This window comes from Chitinophagales bacterium (assembly GCA_020635995.1).
GTDB lineage: Bacteria > Bacteroidota > Bacteroidia > Chitinophagales > UBA8649 > JAFMKE01.
This window is the reverse complement of record JACJYS010000002.1, coordinates 135,139-147,232: the sequence shown is the minus strand read 5'-3', so window position 1 is coordinate 147,232 and position 12,094 is coordinate 135,139. Positions and strand designations below refer to the sequence as shown.

At 32.2% G+C, this 12,094-nt stretch carries 12 protein-coding genes and 2 tRNA genes; 8 read left to right on the top strand and 6 right to left on the bottom strand.

Annotated features, from left to right (window positions below; all coding sequences use genetic code 11):
• Positions 1-34 precede the first annotated feature (34 nt).
• The 4 genes from H6578_04705 (at position 35) to H6578_04690 (ending at position 1,188) form a co-directional block, all read left to right on the top strand.
• A tRNA-Val gene (locus H6578_04705) sits at positions 35-109 on the top strand.
• A gap of 47 nt (positions 110-156) precedes the next feature.
• Complete coding sequence (locus H6578_04700; protein MCB9226448.1) at positions 157-429, top strand: GIY-YIG nuclease family protein; 273 nt, start codon at positions 157-159, stop codon at positions 427-429.
• Positions 396-469, top strand: a tRNA-Val gene (locus H6578_04695). The genes H6578_04700 and H6578_04695 overlap by 34 nt, the downstream gene beginning before the upstream one ends.
• A gap of 83 nt (positions 470-552) precedes the next feature.
• Positions 553-1,188: a carbonic anhydrase gene (locus H6578_04690; protein MCB9226447.1), complete on the top strand. Its 636-nt coding sequence runs from the start codon at positions 553-555 to the stop codon at positions 1,186-1,188.
• Between the two features lie 25 nt (positions 1,189-1,213).
• Here the strand turns inward: H6578_04690 and H6578_04685 are convergent, their stop codons facing one another.
• The 5 genes from H6578_04685 to H6578_04665 form a co-directional block, all read right to left on the bottom strand.
• A complete protein-coding gene (locus H6578_04685; protein MCB9226446.1) occupies positions 1,214-2,212 on the bottom strand; it encodes an SPOR domain-containing protein in 999 nt (332 codons plus the stop codon).
• Positions 2,212-3,849 (bottom strand): TonB-dependent receptor, encoded by a 1,638-nt coding sequence (locus tag H6578_04680; GenBank protein MCB9226445.1) that lies wholly within the window; start codon positions 3,847-3,849, stop codon positions 2,212-2,214. Before H6578_04680 ends, H6578_04685 begins: the two co-directional genes overlap by 1 nt.
• Positions 3,850-3,862: 13 nt before the next feature.
• Positions 3,863-6,967, bottom strand: a complete 3,105-nt coding sequence (locus H6578_04675) for a tetratricopeptide repeat protein (protein ID MCB9226444.1) — start codon at positions 6,965-6,967, stop codon at positions 3,863-3,865.
• Positions 6,968-7,144: 177 nt separating this feature from the next.
• Positions 7,145-7,624, bottom strand: a complete 480-nt coding sequence (locus tag H6578_04670) for a hypothetical protein (protein ID MCB9226443.1) — start codon at positions 7,622-7,624, stop codon at positions 7,145-7,147.
• 30 nt (positions 7,625-7,654) lie between these two features.
• Positions 7,655-8,164, bottom strand: coding sequence for a hypothetical protein (locus tag H6578_04665; protein MCB9226442.1), 510 nt, complete (start codon positions 8,162-8,164; stop codon positions 7,655-7,657).
• A 53-nt stretch (positions 8,165-8,217) separates the two neighbouring features.
• Here H6578_04665 and H6578_04660 point away from each other — a divergent pair, with 53 nt between their 5' ends.
• Positions 8,218-8,802, top strand: a complete 585-nt coding sequence (locus H6578_04660) for an AAA family ATPase (GenBank protein ID MCB9226441.1) — start codon at positions 8,218-8,220, stop codon at positions 8,800-8,802.
• Positions 8,803-9,343: 541 nt separating this feature from the next.
• On the opposite strand, the gene H6578_04655 is transcribed toward H6578_04660, so the two are convergent.
• Positions 9,344-9,892 carry a DUF1599 domain-containing protein gene (locus H6578_04655; GenBank protein MCB9226440.1) on the bottom strand — a complete coding sequence of 183 codons (549 nt, stop codon included), beginning with the start codon at positions 9,890-9,892 and terminating at the stop codon, positions 9,344-9,346.
• A gap of 115 nt (positions 9,893-10,007) precedes the next feature.
• Between H6578_04655 and folP the strand changes: the two genes are divergently transcribed.
• The 3 genes from folP to H6578_04640 all read left to right on the top strand — a co-directional run bounded on the left by folP (position 10,008) and on the right by H6578_04640 (position 11,867).
• On the top strand, positions 10,008-10,781 hold the full coding sequence (folP, locus tag H6578_04650; GenBank protein MCB9226439.1) for a dihydropteroate synthase: 774 nt from the start codon (positions 10,008-10,010) through the stop codon (positions 10,779-10,781).
• Positions 10,782-10,786: 5 nt separating this feature from the next.
• On the top strand, positions 10,787-11,170 hold the full coding sequence (locus H6578_04645; GenBank protein ID MCB9226438.1) for a hypothetical protein: 384 nt from the start codon (positions 10,787-10,789) through the stop codon (positions 11,168-11,170).
• 238 nt (positions 11,171-11,408) lie between these two features.
• Positions 11,409-11,867 (top strand): DUF1569 domain-containing protein, encoded by a 459-nt coding sequence (locus H6578_04640; GenBank protein MCB9226437.1) that lies wholly within the window; start codon positions 11,409-11,411, stop codon positions 11,865-11,867.
• Positions 11,868-12,094: the final 227 nt, after the last annotated feature.

The window sequence follows — 12,094 nt, the reverse complement described above, 5'->3', positions numbered from 1 at the left end:
TTTAAAAGGACGGAACTAATATAACTAAAACGAGGGGCAATTAGCTCAGCTGGTTCAGAGCACCTCGTTTACACCGAGGGGGTCGGGAGTTCGAATCTCTCATTGCCCACATTCAAAATCCCAAGTAAAAAGCTTGGGATTTTTTGTTTTAAAGAAATGGGAAGATGCTATTGTTACATATTGTACTCACAGGATATAGATAAGTATTACGTAGGTTATACCTGTGATGAAATAGAAAAAAGAGTAGCGAGGCATAGGGCTACAAACAAGGGGTTTACAAATAGGGCAAAAGATTGGGATGTAGTACATTTAGAAGAATATTTAACAAAAGAAGAAGCTAAAGCGAGAGAGAGTGAAATAAAGAAATGGAAGAGCAGAAAAAAGATAGAAATTTTAATTAGCTCGGCTGGTTCAGAGCATTCCGATTAACAATCGGAAGAAGTCGGGAGTTCGAATCTCTCATTGCCCACATTCAGAATCCCAAGTAAAAAGCTTGGGATTTTTTTTGTTTTAGAAAAAAACTATCTTTAAAGAATTAATTGTACTTAAGCAATGAATTTGTACCAAAAGGTTTTTGAAAACAACAAAAAGTGGGTAGCAGGAAAAAAAGCTACCGATGCAGATTTTTTTAAGCATTTATCCAATGGGCAAGAACCCGAAATATTATACATTGGGTGTAGCGATAGCCGAGTAACTGCCGAAGATATGACAGGAGTTAAACCGGGACAAATGTTTGTGCATAGGAATGTGGGCAACATAGTACCTAATAACGATTTAAGCTCTTCGTCTGTAATAGAATATGCCATTAACCATTTAAATGTAAAACACGTAGTAGTGTGCGGTCATTATTTTTGTGGTGGCGTAAAAGCCGCTATGCAAGCAGCCGATTTAGGTATTTTAAACCCTTGGCTAAGAAACATTAGAGATGTATATAGACTACACAAAGAGGAATTAAATGCCATAAAAGATGAAAATGAACGCTACAATCGTTTGGTAGAACTAAATGTAGAAGAGCAATGTGTAAATGTTATTAAAATGGCAGCTTTTCAAAAACACTATTTAAAAGATAAAACACCAACAGTACACGGCTGGGTTTTTGATATTGCATCAGGCAAATTAATAGACTTAAAAATAAATTTTGTAGAAAAACTAAAAGACATTCAAGAAATATACGATTTAGGACTTTAATTTGTAGCTGTAAAACGCCCTTTCCTTACTTCAAATTTTTAATTAACCACAAATCTTTATCGCTTTCATTTCTTTCTGCTGTAAGAATTTCATTAGCTTTTGTATATTCTGCTCCTACGTATTTGCACACTCTATAAAAACCATTATCGGCAGGAACTACATAAGTATCTTCTCCTTCATTAAAAAGTTTATCTTCTAATCGGGTAGCATTGCTTTGCGTACTATAAGAACCTAACACTACATAATATCCTTCTGCTATATTTTGCTCCGAAATGGTATAAACACGCCCTTTATCGGCTAATTCTTTAGGCGTAGAAGTATCCACCTTAATTTTTCTTTCTATTATTTTTCTATTGCCAAAGCTATTTACATGCTCGGTTTTAGGAAACAGCATATCGGAAAAACCTGCTTTTTGATGTGCTACAGTACCTATTTGTGTATTGGTTATCATTAAACCGGCTACACCTGCCATTAGTAAAAAAGAACCAATAAACCCAAACAAAGCACCTTTAGCCACTTGACGTTTGGTTTTTTTACGTTTCGTTTTTAATATTTCTGTTTTTTCAGCTTTTTCTTTAGCTACAATTTTATTTTCAGCCACTTGTTTTACCAAAGGTTGAAAATGTATAGCTTGCAAACCAAAAGAAGATTTAGCCGACAAATTATTTAAAAATGGCTGAAAAACTATTTGATTTTGCTCATTTACCTTAAAAGAACCTATTTTATTTATCTTAAACTGATGATGCTTTTTTAAACTATATTGTATGTGATTAGAATAATTAAGCACTTTATTTTTAGCATCTTCATAACTTAACTGGTGTGCCTGCATTAAAGCCCCGGTTAGTAGCTCATCATCATGAGTAAGATATTGGTTAAAAGCCAACTGCTTAGACGGTGGCGTTATAACAGCACCATTTATTTGGCTGGAAATGTCTTTATTTATAAATCCACCAAAATTGGGAATAATAACACAAGCGTTATTGGTAAGTAGTTCTAATAAGTGATTTTCAAATTTTATATCCATCAATATCTAAATTGCACGCCCACCATGGCATTAAACCCAAAGGTAGGATAATTATACCATTTTTGGTATTTAAAGTTGGCTAAATTATTTAGCTGTGCAAAGAAAGATAAATATTTTGTAAACTGATAATCTGCTCCAATATTTATATCTGCCATACCCTTAATTTTTACGGCATCGCCATTTTGAGCTTTAGCAAAAGCACCAGCCACACCAAAAATCTCTGCTCTCAACAGCACTTTTTTCTTTAATAAATATGAAGTAGAAAAATTAGTGTTTATCATAGGCATGTGCCATGCTTTGGCTTCTCCATCCGGCTCATATAGGTTTAAATCAAAAGTTAGTAACGATTTCAATTTTTCATCCCACTCATATCCCATTTCTAAATTAACATTTATTACCGTAGTATTTTTGTCATACACTATATCAAAACGCTTCATATCTGTACTGTCATTTACATAAAGTGGTAGTTGTTTTACTACTTTGTTTGAAAAACGAGCATTGTAAGTAAATCCTTTATACGCTCCTTTAAAACCTGCCATACGGTCTTCTACACGGCTGTTTTCCAGCATAATATCATAATTGATATATGGGTTTTCTTTTACAAACTCAGCATAAGTATTTTTTATTAGCCTACGACTCCAACCTGTATAAAACAGCAAGTGATTTTTGTACAATCTCTTTTCAGAATAGATTTTTGGATATACATTAAATTGTTGCTGGTCGTTAATATCGCCTACGGCAAATATAATTCCTGCATTTAATTTCCAGTCGTCATTATTAAAAGTATAGCCTCCACCAAATTGGAAAATTTCTCGTTCTAAATCGCCTCTTCCCGGTGCCGAAGGAATGTAATTGCTAATATCTACATTTCCATTTACATTAAAAAAGTGTTTGTTTTTAAGTACTTTGGTAACATCTAAATCGTAGTTTACAAACCATTCGTTCACATTAAAATTATCATTGGTAAACAAAGTACTTATGGTTTGCTTATGGTCAACATTCTTTTTGTTAAGCTTAGAATTTTTTAAATAAATTTTACCGCCTATATCTCTCACTCTGTGCATTACTTCTTTGGCTGTAAAAGATGTATCTTCTTGGTTGTATCCATAAAAATAATCTACATCTTGGCGAAAATCAAATTCCGCTCCTATTTCAAAATTTTTAATTACATAATTGGTAAAAACATTCAGTTTATTATCTCTAAATTTCTGGTTTTCTCTTTTTTGCCCGTAAGCCGAAAAATGGCGGTAATATCCACCAAAAGTTAAGTTTTTTACATCTTTATTAATATACATAAGCTCTGCCAATGGCGAAAACTGTGTACCAAAACCCAATTTCACATAAGAATGTTTGTACTTAATGTCTTTAAGTTTTGGCATTGAATAGGGTCTAAGCTGGTGTGCAGGATAGTTTAAACTCATTAATCTGCTCGGCAAATTGTAATCTAAGCTAACTTTTTCTACCTCTATTTCGGGAATACTTGGATTTACATTTACTTTTTTGGCATCGGCTATTCTGGCTTCGTAGTCTTTAACCACTATAATGTCTTCCGAGCCTAAATTTTCATCTTCTTCTTGAGCAAAAGTAATACTGCCACTCAAAAAACTTACAGCTAATATGATTAGTAACTTCTTCATTGTTATATTACTTTTATTTATTGTCAAATTGAATGGTATCTTGTTCTTGTGGGTTTAAATCTAACTTGCTATTTTCTATTTCAAGTTGCTTTAATTTTTCTAATTTCGCTTTAGCTTCATTTAGTAAAGTTTCATCGCCTTTGTAGTTATCTACTATGCTTTGTAGCGTAGCTTTAGCCTGGAAAATATTATCTAAAGCTTGATAATTATCGGCTATAAGAATAAATGTTTTAACTACCCAATATTCGTAAGAAGCATATTCGTCCTTAATTTTAAAACAGGCTGTATTAGACTGTTCATACTGAGCATTTTTATTTAAAATAAAGGCTAAACTATATGCTGATTCTGCTTTTATGGCACTATTAGAAACGGTATTTACTATTTGCTCAAACCCCGATTTTGCTAAATTGTATTGTTGCAATTCAAAATGGGCTTTAGCTTTATAAAAAGTAGCTTCTGTTTTAACATCTGTGTTAATAGAATTATTGCTTAGTACTTTATCGGCATCTTCTAAAACTTTAGTATAATTTTTAAGTTTGTAATTGCTTCGTAGCATACCTATAAGAGCTATTTCTTGATTGCTTTGCATGGTAGCCACTTTATACAGTTGCTCATACAGCGATAAAGCTCCTGCATAATCCTTATTTTTTTCATAGGCTATATATGTGGCTTTTAGCAAGGCTTCTTCTTGGTATTTATTAGCACCAAATTCGTTTATTCTTATATAATCAAAGTAAGCATTTTGAAAATCATTGCCTTTAAATAAGCAATCTGCTCTAAAATAATGAGCATTTAATATGTCATTTCCTTTAGGGAATTTATCTATATATTTTGTTAAAGAAGTTATGGCATCCGTACAATTCCCGTTTATATATTGATTTTCGGCACTTTCAAACATCAACTGGTCTTGCTCTGTAGTAGATAAATTAATTCCTGCTTGATTTTGCACAAAATCTAAATAATCGTCTGGTCTGCCAAGGTAAACATACAACTCTTTAAGTGCCAGCAATGCTTCTTGAGCTTCATCTGTTTTAGGAAATTTAAGCACTACATCTTTATATGCTTTAAGTGCTTTTTCTTCTTGCTGCATATTAAAATAACTCAATCCCAGTTTTAAATATGCCTTTGGCACATAAGTACTGGAAGGAAATTCATTAATCAACTTATTTAATGTTGAGATAGCTTTATTCAGATTGCCCTCTGCTATGTATGCATTTCCTATTTCAAAAAGCGAATAATCTTGATAAATATTGTTTGGATAGGTTCTATTTAAAAACTCTAAGGTGTTTATTTTTTCGGTTTGATTGCCTTGCAAACCATTTATCACACTTTTTTGCACCAAAGCATAAGCCGCACCTTGCCAATTGTTATTTATTATTTCATCATAATTTTGTATGGCTTTTTCATAGTTTTTTGTCATAAATAAGCAGTCGGCATTTCTTAAAAAAGCATCCGGTATTATTTGCTTATTGGTTAAATTTAAACTGTTAGCATTCAATATTGATTTTTCAAAGTAGGTAGATGCCGGGGCGTAATCTTCTTCTTTAAAATAACAGTAGGCTATATTATAATCGGCAAGTGCTTTAGAGGCAAATTTGTTTTCATTACTTGAACTTCTATAGTTTTTAAAAGCAAAATAATTTTTAGCCGCATTAGGATAATCTTCTTTTTCAAACAATAAATTGCCTTTTAAAAATGTGGCTAAAGCAGTTATGTCATCATCTATATTTTTCTTTAATGATTTATTAACTATAGCCAAAGAAAGGTCATACTCTTTATCGTTAAAAAGTTCTACGGCTCTGTAATAGCTTACCTGCTGATATACTTTATCTACATTAGGACCCGTAATATTATATTCTTCTATTATTTCTATAGCTTTGCTAAAGTTTTTTGTAGCCAATAGGGCTTCTCCTAATATTTTTCCTGCTTCATTTTTATAAACACTTTTTGGATATTTATTTATAAAAGCCGTAAGCTTATTAATGGCTTGGCTGGTAAAATTGAGCTCATAAGCCAACTTGCCACTTTCAAAACTTGCCACTTCTTTTATCAATGGGTCATAATCCATATTTGAAGCTTGCTGAAGGGCATCTTTTGCTTTATCTTTTTGGTTGGTTTTTAAATAGCAATCACCTAAGCAATACAAAGCATTTTGCCCTAAAGAATCATCTACAATGCTTAAATCTTTAAAGTTTTCTAAGGCTTTTGTGTATTGCCCGGTTTTATACTGAGCAAAAGCCAACTGGTACATTTCTTCCTTACTCACTTTAGTAGCACTACTAATGTAGGCATCAATTAACGGAGCTGCATTTTCATAATCTTCTTTTTCAAAATAAGCCTGCCCAACTATGTGCTTAATCTCCTCTAAATTTTTATTGTTTTTATCGTTTATTAATGGTGAGGCATAGCTTATAACCTTATCATAATTTCCTCTTAAAAAATAAATTTGAGTAAGGTAATAAGGCACTACATTTTTGTATGTATCTGAATTAGTTAGTTTTTCAAAGCTTTTTTCTGCTTCTTTGTAGTCTTCATCATAAAAAGAAATAAAACCATAGTAATAGGTGGCAGGCTCGGCATATTTACTGCTACCGTCTTTAACGGCTTTAAAAAGAGGTTTAGCTTCATCAAATTTTTTCTTTTTAAAATTTGCATAGCCATAATTAAATTTATACTGCGTTAAATCTTCTTTGGGAAGCTGCTTAGTGTCCACTTTTTCGTACCATTTTATAGCCTCATTAGTGTTGTTTTGGTTAAAATAGTAGTTGCCCAGCTCAAAATATCCTTGATTTCTCAGTGAAGTATGATGATAAGCTTCAATAAATCGGGTAAAAAGTAATTCTGCATCGGGGTTATTTAGGCGAGCAGCACACAGTGCGGTATAAAAATCGGCATACATCAAATAGGTGTATTGATGATTATCTGTGCTGTGTTGCATTTCTTCTTTCAGCCACTGAAATTCTTTAAGTGCAGGAGCGTAAAGTTCTTGATCTACAAGGTTTAAGCCTTTTTTTAGGTGTCTGTTTTTTTCTGCATAAAAAGTAGTTTCTTGAGCTTTAATAGACGAAAAACCAATTAAAACAAAACCTACTATTGCGATATATTTATATAAATTCATAGATTATTTTGATAGCAATTTTCTTACTTAATGCAAGTATAAATTAAAAAAATAAACAAAGCCGTATTTTTATCAACAACTTGAATATTAACGAAATGAGATTGGGGATTAGTCTGTGAAAGTGTAGTATTGATGTTTGAGAGTTTGATGTATTGTAGCAATAAGTAGGAAAATACTTCACTCGCTCTTTATCAACTGCTTTAAGTTTACCGTTTCGCTGTCGTTTATTTTTACTTTTAGGGGAATACCCAAAGCTTGTAGTTTTAAATATCCTTGCAGTTTTATAACAAAATCTTTGAGTGTTACCGCAGTTAAAAAACCGGAAAAATAACCTTTTTGGTTTTTATCGGGACTAAATTTTATAGATAATGGCACATCAAAAGCACTTTGCTTACCCACTTTTACTTTGCCGTCCGGCTGCGAGATATTTCCCGCTTTTAAATCGTTAAAAAAAACATCTATATCTATGTCTTTCAGCTTAGCTTTTACATTATTTGGGTTATAAAAAACAGCCGTGCAACTCAATTCTATTCCTTCTTTACCTACTTTTATTACTTTCCACTCTTTTGTTTTTACAAACTCTATGGCTTCTATAGCGTAGGAGTAGCTTAAAGTAAGTATGCTAAGTGTTAGTATTGTTAGAATTTTTTTTAGCATTGATGTTTTCCTTTTTTAAATTAACAATTATTACTTTTCTATAATCGTGCCATTTTCATCAAGTTTAAGCTTTTTATTATTGCTAAAAAGTACTTTTTGAACTTTTGAAAATTTCACTTCTTCCTCTTTTTTATTGCTATCTGTTATGGTAAAATAACCTTCGTATTTCACTTCTGCCACTATATCAGATTTAATTTTTGCTATTCCATAATCTAAGTCTGTAAAAGCTTTTTCGGGAGAAAAATTAGCAGGCAGGTCTATTTTATAAACGCCATTTTTAGCTACTTTCTCATTGGTTTTATCTATGTATGTACCCACATTTTTGCCATCTACAAAAACATCATACTCCACTTTATTAAAAATAACAGATTCTTCATTCTCGTTTAAAAACCTTAAAGCACTGTTTAATGCTACATTTTTCTTCTTAAACTGTTTTAAAGTAATTGGCTCAAGGTCTTGAAATTTAATATTGTCTGTAGTGCTATTTTTACAAGAAAACAGCAAAAAAATTAATGCAAATAAGTAAAATGTATTCTTCATAATGCAAAAATAGTTTATCAAAATTAAAATTCAATCTAATTATCATTAACTTTGTGCAAAATTTAGCTGAATTTATGGTAATAGGGATAACAGGTACAATAGGAGCAGGTAAAGATACCTTGATGGAACTGCTTAAAAATGAGTACGGATTTAAGCACTATTCTGTTCGCCAATATCTAATAGAATTACTTGAAGAATCCGGCACGGAAGTGAATAGGCTTTCTATGACTAATTTGGCTAATGATTTAAGAGAAGAACACGGCCCGGCTTATATTATAGAACAATTGTTTAACAAAGCCAAAAAAGAAGGTGGCAATGCGGTAATAGAAAGTATAAGAACTCCCGGAGAAGTGGAATTTTTGAAAGAAGCATCCGATTTTTATTTATTTGCCGTAGATGCCGACCCTAATTTAAGATACGAACGCGTGCAAGAACGTAAGTCTGTAACCGACAGAGTGGATTTTAATACTTTTATGGCAGAAGAACAACGCGAAATGAGCAATGAAGAACCTCACATGCAAAACATAGCAGCATGTGTGCGTGTGGCAGATTACCGATTTAGAAATAATGCCAGTATAGAAATGCTTTACAAACGCGTTAGAAAAACTATGGAGCAAATTGGCATTAAAGTAAGCTAATTACACTTAATTTTTTTATTATTATTCATAAAGATACCTATAAAGTATTTCACATTAACTTTTCTTTAGAAGAAAAGTTACAAAAGAATCGCACTAAGTTTTCAGCGACCCATTATAACCTCAACTCCTAAAAATCAAAAACTCATCACTCCGTTCTTCAAACAGTTTAATTTTTTACGAAGTTTTCGGTTAATGGGTGCCCCGCTTACAAACTTAAGGTGCACTTTTACCTGACCTTAATCAAAAATACGTTAAGAAATGATGTAAAACAGACATCCAAAATGAATGAAATTATAAAACAGTAAACAGACAAATTAGTATGCTCCTAAAAGTGAAAATACTTTAGGAAAACTAAAATTGAGCATACATTAATTTGTCCTCGTCTGTTTTATAGCATTTTAGTATTTTTGATTACAGTCTTGACCTTTGGTTACCTTTGTGTCAAGACAAAGGTAAAAAGGATACAAACTGTAACTAAAATTACTTAAACGTCCCAAGATGCTATCTTAAAGCATAAAAACGGATAGTTTATTATTTTAATTCACAAATGAGTCTCTTCGTCTAACTTTATAAGTGCAAAAACCGAATAGTTAATTATATCGGTATAATGAGAATCATTACCTTCCGATATTAAAGTTTTCCCGGCATTATTTTCTATTTGCTTAATGCGATTTATTTTCATCAAAATCAAATCGGTATAAGATTGAATACGCATATCTCGCCACGCTTCGCCATAATCATGATTTTTATCAAGCATTAAGTTTTTAGTAGCATTAACGTGTTTATCATATAGTTTTAAAGCCTTGTTTAAAGGCAATTCATCAGCATCTTCTACACCTAATTCTAATTGAATAAGTGCTATAACGCAATAATTAACCAAGCCTATAAACTCAGGTTCAATACCTTCATCTACTTTGCGTATTTTGTTTTCTTCTAAAGTACGAATCCTATTAGCTTTAATAAAAATTTGGTCGGTTAAGCTCGGCAACCTCATTATACGCCACGAAGTACCGTAGTCTTTCACTTTAAGTTCAAAAATGTTCCGACATTTAGCAATGGCTTTGTCGTACTGGGCTGAGGTCTTATTTATATCCAAAATACTTAACTTTACGCAAAAATAAATTAATACTTTGACAAATAAAGAAAACCATAGTTTTTCTATCAATGCCAATGGTCGGCTATTAAATTTTAATGGCGTGGCTTTAATGGGCATATTAAACATTACACCCGATTCTTTTTTTGACGGAGGCAGGCATAACAGTATTAATAATGCTGTAGAACACACGGCTAAAATGCTGGCAGAAGGTGCAGATATAATAGATATAGGTGGTGCTTCTACCCGACCTAATGCCCAAAAAGTAAGCGAGCAAGAAGAAGCAGACAGAGTATTGCCTATTATTGAAAAAATGGTGAGCACTTTTCCCGATATTGTAATTTCTATAGATACTTATTATAGCAAAGTGGCAGAGCAAGCTATTGAAAGTGGAGCAAGTATAGTAAATGATATTAGCGGTGGAACAATGGATAAAAAAATGTTTGATTTTGTGGCAAAAAATAAACTGCCTTATGTTTTAAGCCATATACAAGGCACACCTACAAATATGCAAGAGAACCCACAGTATAATAATGTGGTGCTGGACGTGCTAAAAGAGTTAAGTTTTAAAGTAAAAGAATTAGAAGAAAAAGGAGCTAATGATATTATAGTTGACTTAGGTTTTGGTTTTGGTAAAACCGTAGAACACAATTATGAATTATTGGCAAACTTAAGATTGTTTAAAGAAGCGTTGCAAAAGCCATTATTAGTTGGCGTTTCAAGAAAATCTATGCTGTACAAACCTTTGGGTATAACTCCCCAAGAAAGTTTGCCTGCCACTACAGCTGCCCACGCTATAGCCATACAAAACGGAGCAGATATATTGCGTGTGCATGATGTAAAAGCAACAAAACAGGTAATGGAGGTTTTGAAGTTGGTGGGATGAGCAAAATGGAATATGAAGATTTTGAAAAAGCATGGAATAAAGTAGGTTGTGTTGCACTTATTATTCTTCTTCTAATGATGTTTCCGCTATTTCTTTTCAAACCTTCTGAAGGATGTTTATCAGAAAGTGTTTTTTATAATAGGAAGATTCAAGGTGTGGTTAAAAATAGATTTTATGATATAAAGAATCATAGTGTTGAAACTGTTACAATATCTTTTAAAGGTAAGTATAATCAGAACTTTATTGTTGATGTAGATTCATCAGGCTTTTTTGATTATATTAACCTACATGATAGTGTTTTTAAACCCTTACATGAACTAAAAGTTATAGTATATCGGGATAATGTAGATACAACTTTTATTATTGATTATGGCTGTGATGAAAATTGACTCTATTTTCAATTTATTGCAAATATGTGGAGTAATAGACAAAATGGTTGCTGTTTTTTTAAGACGCTTATTCTTTTTTTTGGTAATTTTCCTTGTGGTCGGTATTTTTTACCGCACCACTCTATAACTATTTTGGTTGGTATTAGATGAAATTAGCCAGCTTTCTTAAATAAACAAGCAATCATATTTTTTTCAAAGCTCCATTTTTATATTTTTGTACAATTAAAAAACTAAAACAATGGATTTACCTAATATATTTACACAAGAAGTTAGTCAACAGATGCTTGACAGAATTAATAAACTTACACCCGAAACCAGTGCTCAATGGGGAAAAATGGACGTAGCTCAAATGCTGGCTCACTGCAATGTTACCTACGAGATGATTTATACCGATAAGCACCCAAAACCAAACTTTTTAATGAAAGCTATGCTTAAAGCCATGGTTAAAAATAAAGTGGTAACGCCAGCTCCTTATCCGCAAAATGGACCTACCGCTCCGGCTTTTAAAATAGCGGACAAAAGAGAATTTGAAAAAGAAAAAGTTCGTTTAATAGACCATATTAATCAAACTCAGCAGTTAGGAGAAAACGAATTTGAAGGAAAAGAATCTCACTCTTTTGGTAAACTAAACAAAAACGAGTGGAACAATATGTTGTACAAACATTTGGATCATCATTTAAAGCAGTTTGGGGTATAGTTTAGCTGGTTAGTTAAATAGAAAAATAATATGACGCCATGATATGATGATTTTTTTGAACTTTTAGTTCAAAAAAATCATCTCTCTGCTCTTCAAGCAGTTTAATTTTTTACGTAGTTTTCGGTTAATGGGTTTTCCGCTTACATACTTAAGGTGCACTTTTGTCTGACCTTAATCAAAAATACGTTAAGAAATGATGTAAAACAGACATCCACAATGAATGAAAT